The sequence below is a fragment of the Pseudomonas sp. C6002 genome (assembly GCF_013385805.1).
Classification (GTDB): domain Bacteria; phylum Pseudomonadota; class Gammaproteobacteria; order Pseudomonadales; family Pseudomonadaceae; genus Aquipseudomonas.
On sequence record NZ_JACAPH010000027.1, the window covers coordinates 58,909 to 75,471 of the forward strand.

The 16,563-nt window shown below is 54.5% G+C and carries 17 protein-coding genes and 1 tRNA gene; 16 read left to right on the top strand and 2 right to left on the bottom strand.

Annotated elements, in window-relative coordinates:
- Positions 1–19 precede the first annotated feature (19 nt).
- The 9 genes from HX817_RS17470 to HX817_RS17515 all read left to right on the top strand — a co-directional run bounded on the left by HX817_RS17470 (position 20) and on the right by HX817_RS17515 (position 5,996).
- Positions 20–262 (top strand): methyltransferase domain-containing protein, encoded by a 243-nt coding sequence (locus HX817_RS17470; RefSeq protein ID WP_371133009.1) that lies wholly within the window; start codon positions 20–22, stop codon positions 260–262.
- A gap of 91 nt (positions 263–353) precedes the next feature.
- Entirely contained in the window at positions 354–728 is a 375-nt protein-coding gene (locus HX817_RS17475; RefSeq protein ID WP_087693608.1) for a barstar family protein, read from the top strand.
- Positions 729–1,102: 374 nt separating this feature from the next.
- The gene (locus tag HX817_RS17485) at positions 1,103–1,738 is read left to right on the top strand and encodes an SMI1/KNR4 family protein (protein ID WP_087693609.1); all 636 of its coding nucleotides are present in this window, start codon (positions 1,103–1,105) and stop codon (positions 1,736–1,738) included.
- A gap of 262 nt (positions 1,739–2,000) precedes the next feature.
- Positions 2,001–2,510: a hypothetical protein gene (locus tag HX817_RS17490; RefSeq protein ID WP_177040692.1), complete on the top strand. Its 510-nt coding sequence runs from the start codon at positions 2,001–2,003 to the stop codon at positions 2,508–2,510.
- A gap of 139 nt (positions 2,511–2,649) precedes the next feature.
- Positions 2,650–3,138 (top strand): Imm6 family immunity protein, encoded by a 489-nt coding sequence (locus HX817_RS17495; RefSeq protein WP_003218174.1) that lies wholly within the window; start codon positions 2,650–2,652, stop codon positions 3,136–3,138.
- Positions 3,139–3,538: 400 nt separating this feature from the next.
- On the top strand, positions 3,539–4,135 hold the full coding sequence (locus tag HX817_RS17500; RefSeq protein ID WP_256348777.1) for a hypothetical protein: 597 nt from the start codon (positions 3,539–3,541) through the stop codon (positions 4,133–4,135).
- A 190-nt stretch (positions 4,136–4,325) separates the two neighbouring features.
- The gene (locus HX817_RS17505) at positions 4,326–4,487 is read left to right on the top strand and encodes a hypothetical protein (protein WP_008433669.1); all 162 of its coding nucleotides are present in this window, start codon (positions 4,326–4,328) and stop codon (positions 4,485–4,487) included.
- 4 nt (positions 4,488–4,491) lie between these two features.
- Entirely contained in the window at positions 4,492–5,217 is a 726-nt protein-coding gene (locus HX817_RS17510) for a hypothetical protein (RefSeq protein WP_177040695.1), read from the top strand.
- Between the two features lie 248 nt (positions 5,218–5,465).
- Positions 5,466–5,996 carry a contact-dependent growth inhibition system immunity protein gene (locus tag HX817_RS17515; RefSeq protein ID WP_177040697.1) on the top strand — a complete coding sequence of 177 codons (531 nt, stop codon included), beginning with the start codon at positions 5,466–5,468 and terminating at the stop codon, positions 5,994–5,996.
- A gap of 104 nt (positions 5,997–6,100) precedes the next feature.
- Here the strand turns inward: HX817_RS17515 and HX817_RS17520 are convergent, their stop codons facing one another.
- Complete coding sequence (locus HX817_RS17520; protein ID WP_177040699.1) at positions 6,101–6,358, bottom strand: hypothetical protein; 258 nt, start codon at positions 6,356–6,358, stop codon at positions 6,101–6,103.
- A gap of 390 nt (positions 6,359–6,748) precedes the next feature.
- On the opposite strand from HX817_RS17520, the gene HX817_RS17525 reads away from it, so the two are divergent.
- The 6 genes from HX817_RS17525 to HX817_RS17550 all read left to right on the top strand — a co-directional run bounded on the left by HX817_RS17525 (position 6,749) and on the right by HX817_RS17550 (position 13,980).
- The gene (locus tag HX817_RS17525; protein WP_102367864.1) at positions 6,749–7,441 is read left to right on the top strand and encodes a hypothetical protein; all 693 of its coding nucleotides are present in this window, start codon (positions 6,749–6,751) and stop codon (positions 7,439–7,441) included.
- A gap of 349 nt (positions 7,442–7,790) precedes the next feature.
- The gene (locus HX817_RS17530) at positions 7,791–10,379 is read left to right on the top strand and encodes an autotransporter domain-containing protein (RefSeq protein ID WP_177040701.1); all 2,589 of its coding nucleotides are present in this window, start codon (positions 7,791–7,793) and stop codon (positions 10,377–10,379) included.
- A gap of 88 nt (positions 10,380–10,467) precedes the next feature.
- On the top strand, positions 10,468–11,061 hold the full coding sequence (locus HX817_RS17535) for a hypothetical protein (RefSeq protein ID WP_003218164.1): 594 nt from the start codon (positions 10,468–10,470) through the stop codon (positions 11,059–11,061).
- 74 nt (positions 11,062–11,135) lie between these two features.
- Positions 11,136–12,797 carry a VWA domain-containing protein gene (locus tag HX817_RS17540; RefSeq protein WP_177040703.1) on the top strand — a complete coding sequence of 554 codons (1,662 nt, stop codon included), beginning with the start codon at positions 11,136–11,138 and terminating at the stop codon, positions 12,795–12,797.
- Between the two features lie 26 nt (positions 12,798–12,823).
- Complete coding sequence (locus tag HX817_RS17545; protein ID WP_177040705.1) at positions 12,824–13,384, top strand: RNA polymerase sigma factor; 561 nt, start codon at positions 12,824–12,826, stop codon at positions 13,382–13,384.
- Positions 13,381–13,980 carry a hypothetical protein gene (locus HX817_RS17550; RefSeq protein WP_177040708.1) on the top strand — a complete coding sequence of 200 codons (600 nt, stop codon included), beginning with the start codon at positions 13,381–13,383 and terminating at the stop codon, positions 13,978–13,980. The genes HX817_RS17545 and HX817_RS17550 overlap by 4 nt, the downstream gene beginning before the upstream one ends.
- 596 nt (positions 13,981–14,576) lie before the next feature.
- On the opposite strand, the gene HX817_RS17555 is transcribed toward HX817_RS17550, so the two are convergent.
- Positions 14,577–14,653, bottom strand: a tRNA-Arg gene (locus HX817_RS17555).
- A 395-nt stretch (positions 14,654–15,048) separates the two neighbouring features.
- On the opposite strand from HX817_RS17555, the gene gabD reads away from it, so the two are divergent.
- The gene (gabD, locus tag HX817_RS17560; RefSeq protein WP_003218155.1) at positions 15,049–16,491 is read left to right on the top strand and encodes an NADP-dependent succinate-semialdehyde dehydrogenase; all 1,443 of its coding nucleotides are present in this window, start codon (positions 15,049–15,051) and stop codon (positions 16,489–16,491) included.
- The last annotated feature ends 72 nt before the right edge of the window (positions 16,492–16,563 follow it).

The window sequence follows — 16,563 nt, forward strand, 5'->3', positions numbered from 1 at the left end:
AACTCCTGGTGCTATAAACGTGGATGTCCGAGCAGATATTCAGTCTGGTATTCGAGCGGACGCAACGAAACTTCCTTTCAAGGATAGTTCGGTGGGAGAGATTGTTGCTAGTAACCCATTCATTCCCAAGAGTGCAGGTGGTACTAACTCAATGATGGATTTTCTTCCGGAAGCTACTCGCGTGGTTGAGCCTGGTGGAAAGATATTTGTCAACGCAAATGCTGCGAACCCTTACGTGCGTAAAGGGGACGGATTTATTTAAATATTTAAAAATCCAGATGAGTTGATTAAATAAATCCGTCCCCTTTGACCCCAAAACCTTCATCCCGATAAAAAATTGAGGCCTGTCGAAAATGTTGCCATTCAAGTTTGTGGACATCCCGCCTTCATATGACGCGGCCGAGGTTTTTTATGTGCGGATTGACCCGTCCATTGGGATTGCAGAGGAATTGATAAGATCGCTGTATTACCTGCTTTGGTTGCCGGGGTATTTTGGATTTAACTGGGATGCCTTATATGATTGCTTAAGAGATCTTAGCTGGATTCCATGCCACAAAATCGTCCTTGTACATGTGACTCTTCCAGAATTGCCAAGAGAGGATCTACAGGTATACCTTGAGATTCTACGTGATGCGGTCTTTGATTGGATTGGTGACGAAGGGCACGAGATAGAAGTAGTCTTCAGAGAAATTGATAGGCTTACGGTCGAGGATCTGCTAGACAAATAGCTTAAGCCGCTGGTGCAAAAGCAACTGGGGCCGCTGGCGGTGACGCTGAAAAGATTGTCACAGTCAGCAAAAGCCGCTTTCCTGAATCAGCGCAACACATCGAAGATGCTATTGACGCGGGTAAGCCTGGTACTCTGACCATAGATCGCGCGAATGCAGCATCACGCAGGCGTGACTCTTTGCGCGGTACTGAAACCAAGCCAGGCCTTGATCGTGATGAATATCCACCTGCAATGTTTCAAGAGGGTGGTCAAGGTTCCTCCGTAAGACATATCAACCCTAGCGACAATCGCGGGGCTGGTGCCTGTGTTGGTGCTCAATGTAGAGAGTTACCAAACGGAACGAAGATTCGAATAGATGTGGTGGATTAGAATATGTCCAGCTTGGAAAAATTGTTATCGAATGCAAGCTCATCTTTGAGTGATCATGCGCCGGAAATTTCTGGGCCGTCACATAGATTGGCCGGTGCTTTATCTGATCAACTTTTAAGGATGCTGGTTCAACGCAATGGCTTCTACGCCCTAGAAAGCGCTTTACATGTGTTTCCCACACATTCTAGTCAGGACGAAATTGGTCTTCGTGATTGGAATGAAGATACTCTTTGGCGCGGTGCTTATAAGGGTATTGCCGATGGTTGCTTATTTTTTGCTGAAGACATTTTCGGTGGGCAGTTCTGTATTAAAGATAACAAGATTTATATTTTTGACCCGGAAACCGGGGCACTAGAGTATTTGGCCGACGATATTGAAAGCTGGGCAAAAATAATACTTAGTGATTATGAGGCGCTCACGGGCTACCCGTTAGCGCATCAATGGCAAAAGAAAAATGGTCAGCTTCCCACAGGAAAACGTTTGTTGCCGAAGGTGCCATTCGTGCTGGGAGGAGAGTTTGTGCTGGATAATATGTATATGGCAGATGCTGTGGAGGGGATGAGGTTTAGGGCTGATATTGCCCGCCAAATTAAAGACTTGCCAGACGGAGCTGAGATTAAACTAAAAACTGATAGTTAAGTGGTTAGAGTTATATGAAGAAGTCTGTGTAGACCATCATTATTGCGAATGCGGGTATTGGTGGTCTAGCCCCTATTTACAATAAGCGTAAAGGGTGCGAACTTATTTAAATATTTAAGGTAAAGGTAAGGTAAAGGGGGCGGATTTATTTAAATGTTTAAAGCTCCAGATGAGTTGATTAAATAAATCCGTCCCCTTTGAACTCTATTCACCCCTCAATAAATTACCCATAACAGCTTGATATATGAGCCTAGGAGTTATCTTGAAGAATCTTTTGCTAGCCTTCTTTTCAACTTTGTTCCTGAGCGGCTGCGGCTCCACTGCCTATGAGAAGCCTATTCCTTACGATCAGGCAACCACCGCACGCATCCGTCTTTTCGGTAATAACGGTTTGCCGGTTGCCATCAATCCAGGACAAGACTGCACTTCGAGTAAAGAACCTCTTTATGCCTACGGTTATACCGTTGCGGATAAGGTCAATTCCACCTTGGGGCAACACACCAAACGAAGTGTCGGAATGCCTGCTTCCTGGAGAAGTGATCACCTGAGCTACGGCGAGTCTTACGCGGAGTTTGTTATACCCGCGGGTCTACCGTCTGTAGTCGTGATGAAAATGCTTACCGGCGAGGCGTTTTGTGTGCCGGATCCCCGCGTGTTTGTTCCTGAGGCGGGTAAAGACTATGAGGCATACCTTCAGAGGCAAGGCGGGCAATGCGGTGGGGTAATTCGGCTGCTCTCCGACGTAGGGTGTAAAGGGGACGGATTTATTTAAACAATTTAAAACTCCAGACGAGTTGATTAAATAAATCCGTCCCCTTTGACCCCTGCTCTTCTGCTAAGAGTTACCGCTGAGGGAGGGGCAGCAATGCCAAATCGTCTAACAGTCCTAGTTAAAGATGGGAGAATAGGTAATGGACAATGAAGAAGCGCTTAAAGTCATTGACAGTATGATGTGGGTAAAGAAAGCCTCAATTTTCCTTCTGTTGCTTGATTATGCTCTACGTAACCTTGACTCGGCGAGTGATACGCAAAAAAAATGTCAGGAGGCAGTTGATAAGTGTTGGCGATGGTTGTCTGATCGAGGGCTCAGTGCTGATGAATTAGCATATTATCTAGACTCCGATGATATGCAGAGCGGACCGCTGGCAGAAGGAAATTTTGCATCTGAAAGCGTAGAACAAAATAGTTTAATTTTAATATTGTTGGTGATCGGTTTTTTTGCCAATAAGGCCTATAAGATTGTAGGGCTACAAGAGCAAATGTCTGAGCCGGTATGTGAGGCGGACGAGAGCTCTGCTGTATATATTGTTGATTATATTGAACGGATAGGCTTGTCTGATAAGTTGAGTGTTTATCTATCTGCACACGTTTTGGAAAATAGGGGGCAATCCACGTTTTAATGCTGGCAGAGTTGCTCTTTAACGTAAAGGGGAAGGATTTATTTAGGACGTAAAAGTGACGGATTTGTTTAAATATTAGATTTAAAAACTCCAGCTAGGTCGATTAAATAAATCCGTCCCCTTTGCCCACTGAGAGCTTGGATCCTCGCACAGTTAGCTACGTTGAGAGCAAGCTTGGTGTGAAAATAGGTGAATTAACAAGTTTTTGCAGGAATTCTGCTGGTGCATGTGCAGAGGTATCAGCAGTAGATAAGCTTGTCAGGTCAGGAGGGAATCCAGAAAATATCAAATTCACACAGGCTTTACGTCCTAAAACCATCAGGGATGAAGGTGGATACACCCCTAAAGCAGTTATAGAAACATTCCCGAATTGTAAGGTGACTTGGCCGGGGAATAAATGATGGTTATTGATGAACAATGGGTTCCAGGATTTGGAGAAATTGTTACTTGGTTTGCGATGGACAAAGCCGGTGCTATTGCCGTCATGGTGAATAACTGTTTTGGATCGTTACCAAAGGTTTTGTTGGAAGTTACAGCTGTGGAGCAGAAGCTTGATAGCTTAAGTGAGTACTTGTGGGAAGGGTCTGGTGATTACGAAGAATATCCGAAAGCTAAAAACGGTAAAACAATTCTTGATTTATACTCTGCCTGTGCATATCGTCACCTAGACTCTAGGGCTGAAGTGGAACGATGGATAGCGGATCGATCTTCACTCCAAGCCAGGCTGACAGAATATAACCTTCCAGCAATTAAAGGTGTCTATATATACCATGCTATAGAAGGTAGTGTGTCTGGGGAGGACTTCCCTTCCGGTTATGATGGAGAGTCTAAAATGGGGGACTATTTTCGCTACTTAATCCCTAGCGTTAAGGCTGGTATAGAAGATATTCCTTTTGAGCTTAGGGGGATAGTTGTTGTTTCTGATAGTCTGGAATTTTCAGATGTGAGTTTTTGGTCTGGAAGTTCTATTGATGAGCATTTCTCTCGTATGTATTGACGTAAAAGGGGCAGATTTATTTAAATATTAAATTTAAAAAACTCCAGATGGGTCGATTAAATAAATCCGTCCCCTTTGACCCCAATCCAATAACTTCCCAGTTATTGACTTCCAGCTCGACACTAATGTGGTGAGTTTGAAAACGATTGATACCCGAGGTAAAGGGTGGTCTTATGACATGAGAACCCATATGGACACCTTGCAAAGTTCAAAAATTACCGTGGATGGCGTACCGGCAACGAAAATTTTGGACATCCGAGTTCAACCGGGCGGAATGGCTGACGCGAGCAAGCTTATAGAGTATGGAAAGCAACGTAATATTACTGTGATTATTAAAGAGTTCGGTGGCTAATCATATGGCTGAAATTGAAATTGTCTTTAGCGAGAGGCTACATGATGGCGCTTCAGTTGTATGGGGGCGGCTAATACAACAGCTCAAAAACTTTAATGAGGATACCGTCATTGATGGCTTTACCGGCAAGAAAATAGGGTTGGCGGACGTTTCGAATTACTTGAAGAAAAACAAGTGTCAGAGTTTTTTTATTGAGCTGGCAAACGGTTCTGTCGAGTTTTCGTATGTGGCAGATAAAGCGTTTTATCGGCTTGATATGAAACACCTGGCGAATTCGATTGAAGTTGCACAGACCTTGATTGAAGCTTTAATCGATGAGCCCGGCTTTGTTCAGGCTCGAATTTACGACGCCGAGTATGATCGATGGCAAAATGCCGAGAGTCTTACGCTCTTTGAAGTTGAGCGCGTCGAACACGCTCATCTGCCCAAGAAAAGTAATGGGCTGCCTTTTCCGCTGACCCAAGAGGTCGTAGATATATCAAAAAATCCTGGGCGTTGGGTTTTAAGAAACGGCTACATTGAGGCGGTTGGCGCTTTCATGTGGGTAAGCAAATCCTTGCTTCAGTTAGTGGGTGTCGACGAAAAGAAGTTAATGGATATCGACTGCTTTGCAGTAGAAGATTTGGGCGGCGTTTTGAAGATTGCTGCCTATAACCAGTGCTTCACTGCAGCCGTAGGGGCTCAGGCAGAGAGGCAGGACTTGCTGAGAGAAGTTTTGTTTAACGCGTGAATTAGAGCGAGAATCGGGCGCGGGAAATAGGGTTCAGGCCACGGTTTTCTAATTAAAGTATTAATAGTGGTCTGACCCCCTATTTCTCGGTCGATGATATAACAGCGTAAAGGGGGCGGATTTATTTAAATATTAAAAATTTCTTATGAGTTAATTAAATAAATCCGTCCCCTTTAACCAAGTCAATAGAGCCATTGAATATGGTCAGAGCAAAGGCATTACGGTAAAAATTACCAAGGTGAATTAAGATGAACGATGTCGTGAAAACAGCCTGGGCGGATGCAGGAGTCAATAAGGAATTCATTTACGTTAAAACTTATTCTGGCTATCGGAGTAGTCGAGCTGATCCACAGGGTGTCGAGCATCACGCCAGCCCTGAAATCAGTGATCAAGAGTTAGGTGTTGTGGTATTGGATGCGTTGGCCCATAGCCGATTTGTGCTTCCCGAGCCGCGTAAGGATGTTTGGATTCACCCCGAAGCTACGTTTGATATGGATTTATACGACTACGACTTGACCAGTCAACGATATGATCAATGGGTTGGCAGTACTTGGGAGCGCTATAGCTACAAGAGTAAGCGTGCATTATTTAAAGATATGAAAAAATGCAGTATCGAAAGTAAGGGGGACCAGATAACTATTCGTCCTAGCCATCACGAAAAGCTAGAAGCCTGGAGTGGTAAGGGACTAAGTGAGAGTGACTATGTCATTATCCCCGGCGGTAGTAGTCCTTCCGATGTAGGTGCGGCCTTACGCTTGGCTTTTAGTCGGTGCACCTAATACGTAAAGGGGACGGATTTATTTAAATATTAAATTTAAAAAACTCCAGATGGATCGATTAAATAAATCCGTCCCTTTGACCCCGTCCCCTTTGACCCGTTTACTCAGGATGGATCGGTATTGAGTCTGCGACTGATGACATGCAGCAAATCACACCCATCGCGCAGCGGAATAGCCAGCAATTGGGCGAAGTCTTGAAGCACCACAGCATCGCTGCTGAGCTGTTCGCGAAAGGCCAGGTTTTCCAGCAGTTGGGTGACGGCGCGAATCCGGTACACGGCGGCGTCGTGGAGGACGTCGAGGGGGGCATGGGTGTCGATAAGCAGGGCGGGGACGGTGCAGTCGTGGCCCGTGAGGGGCATGTATCGATTCATTGTCAGTACTCTGTTGGTGGATTAAGCCACCACTCATTCGTCGCCAAACGAATGGGTGGCAGCTGTACGCAGGTTGGCGAACCGGCAACAGAGTAAACCGGCAGACCCGAAGGTCTCCCACGCACAGCCGCCATATCATGCACAGCTTTGCGGGTGCAAAAACACCTGCATAGAAGCGGGGTGCTTTTGCGCTCTGTTGTCAGGTCGCCAAACCTGAATCGCCATGTGGGCGACGGCCCGGACTATAAGCCCGCACCCAAACCCACGCAAGGCAGCAAAGTACTGGCCCAATCACAAGGCCTCATGTCTTCACCCCCATTGCCGACACACTGGCGTTGATTAAACGCATCCACCCACCACCAACATTAAAGGACTGATGTGAAAAACCTTCTCCTGATTCTCCTCTCCACCCTCATCCTCGGTGGCTGCGTCAGCCAGCCCCTCACGCCCGAGCATCGCGCACAGGTCAAGACGGTCAAAGTGCTGCCCGTAAAGTGGGAAAAGAACATGGTCTACATGGGCCGTGAACAAGCCTGGGGTGCGGCCCTGGGCGCCGGGCTTGGTGCGGGCGTCGGCATGGCCAGCGGCGCGTCCAAGCTGGGCACGGCGGCCTTGAGCGGCGCGGGGTTTGCCGCCGGCATGAAGGCAGGGCAACTGGCCGAGATGTCGACGCCTGCGGCGATTCTCACGGTGATGGACGCCGAAAATATCGACTTGGGTGTGTTGCTCAAGCAGGCCTTCATTGATGCCTTGGGTAAGACCTCATCGCTCAAAGTGGTGGGTGACGACGAGCCGGCCGATGCGCAGATTCAACTGACGGTAGGCGAGTGGGGCTTTCGCCTGACCCAGGGTTTCAGCAGCGTGGTCTACCCGACGCTAACCGTGGTGGCGCGCATGGACCGTGGCGACGAGATGCTCTGGCGCACGGTGGAGTCGATCACGCCGTTCAATGGCCAGAATGTCTACGGCTACACGCCGCTCACATATCGCACTGATCCTGAGGCGTTGCGCCGCGCGTTGACGGGTATCACGCAGATCTCCGGGAGTTATTTGGTGAAGGAGCTCAAGTAGACCAGCGAGAGGTCGCCGCGTGGCTTGCGGTGGCTGATCCTGACGCGAGCAGTTTGATAGAACCCGCCGAGCACCTTGAACATTTTGTATATCCCATTGTCTTTACCCCGCCCACCCGCAACCGGTCGGGCTGCATGGACTGCAGCGTTTTCAAATGACATTAAGGATTAATGTGAACCTCGCCCCCCAAGCCTCTTTTCTGTCACCGCCCGCTGTGGTGCACAGGCGCGCGCCTGCGTTTCAGGAAGGCACCCTGGGGGAATGCATTCGGATCAATTGATCCCTCGCTTAGCACACCTACTGCCGCCGGGCCTATTGGCGGCTTTTAATGTAGTTCATGGAGTTTGAAATGAAGCGTAAGCAGTTCCAGAAAAGCCTGTTGGCACTCATGGTCGGCGCAATCAGTACGCAAGCGCTGGCGGTGGAATTCGACTTGGGGCAGGGCAAGAACATTTGGGTCGGCGAGACCTTTAATGAGTCATTGATTATCAACGGGACGTTCTCCGAAGTAGTGGTGCCGACCACCACCAACCCTGCCGGACTGGGTGTGGCCAACACCACTATCCAGGGTTCGTTGATCAACCGTGCCGACATCACTCTGGATTCCCAGGGCGCCGCCATCCGTGCGATTGCCCTGGACCCGCTTTTCTGGTCGGGCCCGCAGAACCTGAGCCCGGGAACTGTCACCGGGGACGTGGTCCAGGCGGGCAACATTCTTATGAAAAATGGGGGTTACGAGGGGCTTGAGATCGGCGCGACGACCATCGGTGGAAGTGTCATCAACTCCGGCACCATCCGTTCCACGCTGCCCCTGACGCCGCCGGCTTCACCTTCCTACGTGGATGGCGGCGAAGGCATTTACCTGCATGGCACCACCATCGCCGGCGACGTCTCGAACACCGGTGTGATCGACATGAACGGTGATTACGCCATCGGCCTGATCCTCGACCGTCAGAACAATCTGGGGACCACCGTCGGCGGCAAAATCCTCAACGCCGGCACGCTCAAGGCGACGGGCGAGGGCGCCTGGGGCATCGAGGTGGAAACCGACACCAACCCTCTGCGCATCGAAAACAGCGGCCTGCTTTCTGCCAACGGCAATGACGCCAAGACGGTGATGTTTCTAAACGGTAAGGTCGACTACATCCTCAACACCGGCACCGTCGAGGCCACGGGCACCAACGCCAATGCCTTCGAGTTTGCCGGGGCAACCTTTGCCCAGAACAGCGCGACCGGCGCGCGCGGCATCGTTAACCGCGGCACGATCAGCGCCGATGGTACAGCCATTCATGTAGATGCCACGGACCAGACCTCGGCGTTCGAGATCAACCAGCAAGCCGGCGAAATCCGCAGTAACGCCGGCATCGCCATCGACGCGGCAAACCTGGCCACCTTGAACTGGACGGGCGGCAAGATCATCGGCGACGTGCTCAACGTCAACGCCGTGAATATCGCCGGCCAGGCCGATTTCACCGGCAGCCGCATCATCGCGCCGGTATCGGTCAACTCGGGCTCGCTGAACCTGTCGGCGCCCGGTACTGCGATCACTGGCAACCTCAACGTTGCTAGCGGCGCAGGTATTGATATGCACCTGGCCGACAGCGTAGTGCCGACCACGCCGTACCTGACCGTCAACGGTGCAGCGAATTTCGCCCAGGCTTCGAAACTGACCGTGAGCGCCAAACCGGGCGACTTCGCCAGCACCAACAACGGCACTCAGTACACCCTGTTGCAAGCCACCAGCGTGCAAGACAATGGCCTGTCTGTGGCCAGCTCGTCCTCTCTGCTGAACGTGCTGAGCTACTCGGCCGACGCGCAAACGGTCAAGGCCGTGGTGGCGGTTAAAGACAACCAGCAAGTGCAGCAGGAGCTCGCCGCGGTGGGCGCCGGCGCTGCGTCAGCGACGGCGGTGAACACCTTTAAAAACGACGTACTGAGCGGACTCAATCAGAACGACCCAGTGTTCCAAACCCTGGCTGACGCCGGCACAGCACAGCAGCTTGCTCAGGTCAGCGAACAACTCAAGCCGGACGTCAATCGCGGCGCCCTGGACGTGGCGTTGTCGGGCCAGACCGTGGTCAACGGCGCGATCTTCAACCGCCTCACCGACCAGCGCGAAAGCCACCAGGTCGGCGGCGTGTGGGTGCAGGGCCTGAGCAGCAACATGGACCAGGACGGGCGTGGCGGCAACAACGGCTACTCGGCCAACAGCAGCGGCATGGCCGTGGGTGTGGACGGGCGCTTGAACGACACCACCACGTTGGGCGTGGCGTACAGCTACCTTAACTCCAACATCCATTCCGACCTCGGCAACAAGACCGACGTGGAGGGCCATGCGCTGTCGCTGTACGGCAACTGGTCGCTGCAAAACTGGTTTGTCGACGGCAGCCTCAGCTATGGCCATAACGACAACGACAGCAAACGCCATATCGCCGGCACCACAGCCAAGGGCAGTTACGACAGCAATGTGCTGTCTGCCAGTGTGATCGGCGGCTACAGCTTCAAGCCGTCGCAGGCCGTGGTGATCGAGCCGCGCGTGGCAGCGCGTTACGCCAACGTGCGCATGGACGGTTTCGACGAGAAGGGCTCCTCGGCCGCGCTGAGCACCCAGTCGCAACGCTATGAAGTGGGCGAACTGGGCGCAGGCGTGCGCTTGGCGGCCAACTTGCCCATGGGCGCCGGCAGCCTGCAGCCGGAAGCAACCTTGATGGCGTATCACGACCTGATGGGTGATCGCGTCGCACAAACCTCCAGCTATGTGCTCGGCGGTTCTGCGTTCACCGTCACCGGCGCTTCGGTGGCGCGTGACAGCTATGAAGCCAGTGTCGGCGTGAACTACCAGGTGTCGGACTTTACCGTGGGTGCCAGCTACACCCGCCAGGCCCGCAGTGGTTTTGATGCCGATGGGGTCATGCTCAAGGCGCGGTACGCGTTTTAAGTATTACGGCCGATAGAAAACGGCATCGGGCTGCGGTTCTCCCACGTAGCCCGAGCCAGATTTTTAAATGTGCTCAAGGAAGTAACCCATGAAAAAGACCTCACTCTTAATCCTCGCCCTGGCCTTGGCCGGCTGCCACTCCACTGCCAGGAACTCCTCGCCAAGCCTGCTGACGGACGGCGTCCAGTTGCAGCAAAAAAAGGTCGAGGTGGACGCCGAACACGCCAAGGTCATCATGAAGGCAACCGGTTTTACCTATCCGGTGCAGTTCTCCGTACGCCGTAGTTCCGATGCAGATCAGCGTCCGGAAATCCTCGGGACGGTGGTGGATTCCGGCCGTGGCAAGGTATTCGGCTGGATCGCCAAGATGAACGAAGTGGGCAACAGCGCCGTCGCCAAACGCTTCCCGCAGTTGGAAGTGCAGGCTGACCCGGGGCAGCCCTTTGAAGTGATCGGCGAGTCACGGGTCTACAACGCCAACTATGTCGGCCTCGTCAAAACCTATGTGTATGAGTGCGGCCCCATGAGTTCGACCTTCAAGCCTGAGAAGCAAAAGGTTTACCTGGTGGAATTCGTGATTATCGGGAAGGGCTGTGAGCAGCATGTGTATGACGTAACTGCGCCTAATGAGCGTGTCCCGGTGGCGACTGTGGCGGCGACAGGAAATATTCCGTCGCTCTAAGTTGCTTTAACCCGAATCGCCAGCCCCTTGCGTCTGACCTTGTGAACGGATCATTCATTCACGAGGTTCAGCCCATGTCCCGTCCTCTTCTGCTGTTGCGTCCTGCCGCCCAAGGCTTCACCGTGACCCTGCTGGTGGCGCTTGCCGGGTGTGGGCTCTCTTCATCCCGTGACGTGGCCAAGCCCGCTGAGTCGGCGCCTGTCGTGGAGGTGCAAAGTGAGCCCGCCAGCGTCCAGGGGGCCATGGTCAAGCGGATGGTTGCGCCTGCACCGATGGCGTCGCGATTGGTCATGAACGACTCGATCGCCATGCAATACCAGACCGAGCCTCGGGAGCACTATCAGAACCTCCCGGACAACCCGATTCGCAGCGTTGCCGAAACACCGGTCTCCACCTTCAGCGTCGATGTCGACACCGGCAGCTATGCCAACGTACGACGTTTCCTTAATCAAGGCAGCCTGCCGCCCGAAGGTGCTGTGCGACTTGAGGAGATGGTCAATTACTTCCCTTATGACTACGCCTTGCCCACCGACGGCTCGCCCTTTGGCGTGACCACTGAAGTGGCACCGTCACCCTGGAACCCCCACACCCGACTGTTGCGCATCGGCATCAAGGCCTCGGACCGCGCGGTGGCAGACCTGGCACCGGCCAACCTGGTGTTCCTGGTGGACGTATCCGGCTCGATGAATCGCCGCGAAGGCCTGCCTCTGGTCAAGAGCACCCTGAAATTGCTGGTGGACCAACTGCGCGACCAGGACCGCGTCTCGCTGGTGGTCTACGCCGGCGAATCGCGGGTGGTGCTCAAGCCCACCTCGGGCCGCGACAAAACCACGATCCGCAATGCCATCGACCAACTTACCGCCGGCGGCTCCACCGCAGGCGCGTCGGGGATCGAAATGGCCTACCAAATGGCCCGCGAAGGGTTTATCGACAAAGGCATCAACCGCATCCTGCTGGCCACCGATGGCGACTTCAACGTGGGCGTCAGTGACTTCGACAGCCTCAAGCAAATGGCCGTCGACCAGCGCAAAAGCGGCGTGTCCCTGACCACCCTCGGCTTCGGTGTGGATAACTACAACGAACACCTGATGGAACAACTGGCCGATGCCGGTGATGGCAACTACGCCTATATCGACAACCTGCGCGAAGCCCGCAAAGTGCTGGTGGACCAGCTCAGCTCAACCCTCGCCGTGGTGGCCCGGGATGTGAAACTGCAAGTGGAATTCAATCCGGCGCAGGTCAGCGAATACCGATTGCTCGGCTATGAAAACCGCGCCCTGAAGCGTGAGGATTTCAACAACGACAAGGTCGACGCCGGAGAAATCGGTGCCGGGCACACGGTGACCGCGTTGTATGAAATTGTCCCGAAGGGTGAACAGGGCTGGCTGGAGCCACTGCGCTACGCATCGGCAACCAAGGCTGACGGTAAAACTGATGAGTTGGCGATGTTGCGGGTACGCTACAAACCAGCGGAAGGCGGCGATAGCCGACTGATCGAACACCCGATCAGCAACCAGCACAGCGGCAAACCCAGCGACGACCTGCGCTTCTCTGCTGCCGTGGCCGCCTTCGCCCAGCAACTCAAGGGTGATGGCCGCTACACTGGCAGCATGAGTTTCAAGGACACGGCCGCACTGGCCCGCTCCGCTCGGGGCGACGACCCTTTTGGTTTGCGCGGCGAGTTTGTGCAACTGGTCGAATTGGCCCAGAGCCTCCAGGCCCCGGCCAAACACTGATCCACCTCAAAGGAGTGCGCCACCTGATGGATTCACCCAGCGACGAAGCCCTGCTGTCCCGCTACCGCAGCGGCGACGGTGCAGCGTTCGAGGCCCTGTATGCGCGGCATCGACAGGGCCTGTACCGTTTTCTGGTGTCCTTGAGCAACAAGGCCGAACTGGCCGAGGAAGTGTTCCAGGACACCTGGCTCAGCCTGATCCGCAGCACCAGCGAGCCACAGGGCCGGGCGAGTTTTCGCACCTGGCTGTTCCAGATTGCCCGCAACCGCCTGATCGACCACTGGCGCAAGCACGGCATCCACAACCCGCTGCACGAAAGCTACGATGAGCAGCTTCACGGCCAGCCCGACGACAGCGCCGGGCCTGAGCAACTGCTGAGCCTGAGCCGTGATCAGGCGCGCCTGGACAGCGCACTGCAAGACTTGCCCGAAGACCAGCGCGAAGTGTTCCTGCTGCGCCTGCATGGCGAGCTGGAAGTGCCACAAATCGCCGCGCTCACCGGCGCCCCACTGGAAACGGTAAAAAGCCGCTTGCGTTACGCCCAGCAGAAACTGCGCCGACTGCTGGCCGAGGAGGTACCCGCATGACTGACCCCCGACATACCCAGGACTCGAACGACGAGCTGCTGATCGAGCATTTCCGTCAACACACCAGCGGCGAGCCGCCGGCTTCCCTGGACGCCTTCATCCTGGCCACCGCCCACCGTGAAGCACCGGTGCGGCAACCCGGCCTGTGGCAGCGTTGGTTACAGGCCTGCCAACGACCGCGCTGGCAGATGGCGTTTGCCACCGTCGCGGGTGTGGCCCTGATGATTGGTTTGGTAACGCGCTCGCCGGTGCCGCAGCCGGAGTTATCCACAGGGACTTACGCGGCCGCCCCGCAGGAACTGGCCCGTCCGGCCCCGGCAGCCGCGCCGATGGCTCGATTCTCCGTGGCTCCGCAGGCTGACAGTGCGCCGCAGGTGCAGGCAGAAGTCGCGGGTTCGCTGGCGGATGAGCCGGTGGCGAAGATGAGCAAGCGCTCGGCTGTTGTGCTGCCGCCATTGGAGCAAGGGCTGCAGGAAATCCTGCGGTTGCGGCAGGCGGGAGAGGCGAAGGCGGCGGATGAGAAGCTGCTGGAGTTGCATAAGCGCTTTCCCAAGGAGGATCTGCCGGCGCGGTTGGAGGCGTTGAAAAATCCTTGAGGTGGAGGTCGCCAGTCGGTGGTTGACGAGAGACTTCCGGCCTTTATAATCATTCGCAACACGGCCCCTGTCGGTTGATGCGCTTCGGTGCAGCAATTGCTCAGGGGTTTTTTATTGCCTTGTTTTTTTCGATTACCAATCGCGCTCCTGCCAGTGGTGATCCACTCCCATGCCCTCCAAATTCAGATCAAGGTGGGACAAGTCTGGAAAGTCATTCTCCAATAGTGCTTTCAGCCGTCGTCCCCAGCTTGATGACGGATTGATGATATTCATCAATTGGTGAGTGAGGCTTTAGATCGCTCTGTAACGATCATTCCGCGGGCTATCAATATCTCAAGTTGGTCCTGGTAGCTCTGCCAAGGCTTAGGGTAACCCTGGATCATTGGTGCATCACTTTAGGCATGTGCGAGTCCCTCCAGCTTGAAATCGATGCAAGCGCCCGCCCTTCTATGTGTGGCGTCACTCGGGCTTTCACTTTGCTGTTCGAGGAACTTATGGTCAGCCAGAAAACTGTTACTTTATTTGCATCTTCCTCCTTATCTTGCGCCCACAAAAAAGCCCCAGGCCTTTCGACCTGGGGCTTTTTCATCTGTATCTGGTGCACCCGGCGGGATTCGAACCCACGACCCCTGCCTTCGGAGGGCAGTACTCTATCCAGCTGAGCTACGGATGCTTGTGCGGGCGACATCATACCCATGTCGACCTTGGGCGTCCATGCCGCTTTTCGCCCGGCCACCGGTAGGAATACGCGCCGCTGACGCCCTGTGCCGGGCATCTCGGCGCAATACGGTGGAACTCGCCCGAAACACGCTGATCAGAATAATCGAGCAAATGCGCCGTTTTCGTTCTTTTTTTCGAACAGACTATTGCCCTGCACCCCCATTGATCCTAGGATTCGTTTGAGATTTCAAACGCTCCTGCCTGGGTGCTGAACCGCACATTTGTCCTTTCGTGCGCTATTTACGTGCTTGCGCCCAGTGAATGATTTCCCTGACGGCAGCCCTCAAGGCGCCTTTCAACAACTCTAATTCGCTCCGCGCGTGCGCGGTGCTGTTAAGGAAAGCCGACATGCAGCTCAAAGACACCCAGTTGTTCCGCCAGCAAGCCTTTATTGATGGCGCTTGGGTCGATGCGGACAACGGTCAAACGATCAAGGTCAACAACCCCGCTACCGGCGAAATCCTCGGTACCGTGCCAAAAATGGGCGCCGCCGAAACCCGTCGCGCCATTGAAGCAGCTGACAAGGCCCTGCCGGCCTGGCGTGCACTTACCGCCAAGGACCGCGCCAACAAGCTGCGCCGCTGGTTCGAGCTGATCATCGAGAACCAGGATGACCTGGCTCGCCTGATGACCCTGGAACAAGGCAAGCCGCTGGCCGAAGCCAAGGGCGAAATCGTTTACGCCGCTTCGTTCATCGAGTGGTTCGCCGAAGAAGCCAAGCGCGTCTACGGTGATGTGATTCCCGGCCACCAGCCGGACAAGCGCCTGATCGTGATCAAGCAACCAATCGGCGTTACCGCTGCCATCACGCCGTGGAACTTCCCGGCCGCGATGATCACCCGTAAAGCCGGCCCGGCCCTGGCTGCCGGTTGCACCATGGTGCTCAAGCCTGCGTCGCAAACCCCGTTCTCCGCGTTCGCCCTGGCTGAACTGGCCCAGCGTGCCGGGATTCCGAAAGGCGTGTTCAGCGTGGTCTCCGGCAGCGCCGGCGATATCGGCAGCGAGCTGACCAGCAACCCGATCGTGCGTAAGTTGTCCTTCACCGGCTCCACCGAAATCGGTCGCCAGCTGATGGCCGAATGCGCCAAGGACATCAAGAAGGTTTCCCTGGAACTGGGCGGCAACGCGCCGTTCATCGTGTTCGACGATGCAGACCTGGATAAGGCCGTCGAAGGCGCGATCATTTCCAAGTACCGCAACAACGGCCAGACCTGCGTCTGCGCCAACCGCCTGTACATCCAGGATTCGGTGTACGACGCGTTCGCCGAGAAACTGAAAGTGGCAGTGGCCAAGCTGAAGATCGGCAACGGTCTGGAAGAGGGCACCACCACCGGCCCGCTGATCGACGAGAAGGCGGTGGCCAAGGTTCAGGAGCACATCGCTGATGCCCTGAGCAAAGGCGCGACCCTGTTGGCTGGCGGCAAGGTGATGGAAGGCAACTTCTTCGAGCCGACCATCCTGGTCAACGTGCCGAAAGATGCTGCCGTGGCCAAGGAAGAAACCTTCGGCCCACTGGCGCCGCTGTTCCGCTTCAAAGACGAAGCCGAAGTGATCGCGATGTCCAACGACACCGAGTTCGGCCTGGCTTCCTACTTCTATGCCCGCGACCTGGGCCGTGTGTTCCGTGTGGCTGAAGCCCTGGAATACGGCATGGTCGGCGTCAACACCGGGTTGATCTCCAACGAAGTGGCGCCGTTCGGCGGCATCAAGGCTTCGGGCCTGGGCCGTGAAGGCTCCAAGTACGGGATCGAGGATTACCTGGAAATCAAATACCTCTGCCTGGGCATCTAAGCCCGGCAAGGCATTGTTGCAAACGCAAAGGGCACGAGAGCGCTGTCCCTTTGCGTGTTTCACCCCGTTATT

What these genes read in the sequence shown, in the direction of transcription:
- HX817_RS17475 (WP_087693608.1), top strand. Translation starts at nt 354, where the DNA reads ATGTTGCCATTCAAGTTTGTGGACATCCCGCCTTCATATGACGCGGCC.
- HX817_RS17485 (WP_087693609.1), top strand. Translation starts at nt 1,103, where the DNA reads ATGTCCAGCTTGGAAAAATTGTTATCGAATGCAAGCTCATCTTTGAGT.
- HX817_RS17495 (WP_003218174.1), top strand. Translation starts at nt 2,650, where the DNA reads ATGGACAATGAAGAAGCGCTTAAAGTCATTGACAGTATGATGTGGGTA.
- HX817_RS17500 (WP_256348777.1), top strand. Translation starts at nt 3,539, where the DNA reads ATGGTTATTGATGAACAATGGGTTCCAGGATTTGGAGAAATTGTTACT.
- HX817_RS17505 (WP_008433669.1), top strand. Translation starts at nt 4,326, where the DNA reads ATGGACACCTTGCAAAGTTCAAAAATTACCGTGGATGGCGTACCGGCA.
- HX817_RS17510 (WP_177040695.1), top strand. Translation starts at nt 4,492, where the DNA reads ATGGCTGAAATTGAAATTGTCTTTAGCGAGAGGCTACATGATGGCGCT.
- HX817_RS17515 (WP_177040697.1), top strand. Translation starts at nt 5,466, where the DNA reads ATGAACGATGTCGTGAAAACAGCCTGGGCGGATGCAGGAGTCAATAAG.
- HX817_RS17520 (WP_177040699.1), bottom strand. Translation starts at nt 6,358, where the DNA reads ATGCCCCTCACGGGCCACGACTGCACCGTCCCCGCCCTGCTTATCGAC.
- HX817_RS17530 (WP_177040701.1), top strand. Translation starts at nt 7,791, where the DNA reads ATGAAGCGTAAGCAGTTCCAGAAAAGCCTGTTGGCACTCATGGTCGGC.
- HX817_RS17535 (WP_003218164.1), top strand. Translation starts at nt 10,468, where the DNA reads ATGAAAAAGACCTCACTCTTAATCCTCGCCCTGGCCTTGGCCGGCTGC.
- HX817_RS17540 (WP_177040703.1), top strand. Translation starts at nt 11,136, where the DNA reads ATGTCCCGTCCTCTTCTGCTGTTGCGTCCTGCCGCCCAAGGCTTCACC.
- HX817_RS17545 (WP_177040705.1), top strand. Translation starts at nt 12,824, where the DNA reads ATGGATTCACCCAGCGACGAAGCCCTGCTGTCCCGCTACCGCAGCGGC.
- HX817_RS17550 (WP_177040708.1), top strand. Translation starts at nt 13,381, where the DNA reads ATGACTGACCCCCGACATACCCAGGACTCGAACGACGAGCTGCTGATC.
- gabD (WP_003218155.1), top strand. Translation starts at nt 15,049, where the DNA reads ATGCAGCTCAAAGACACCCAGTTGTTCCGCCAGCAAGCCTTTATTGAT.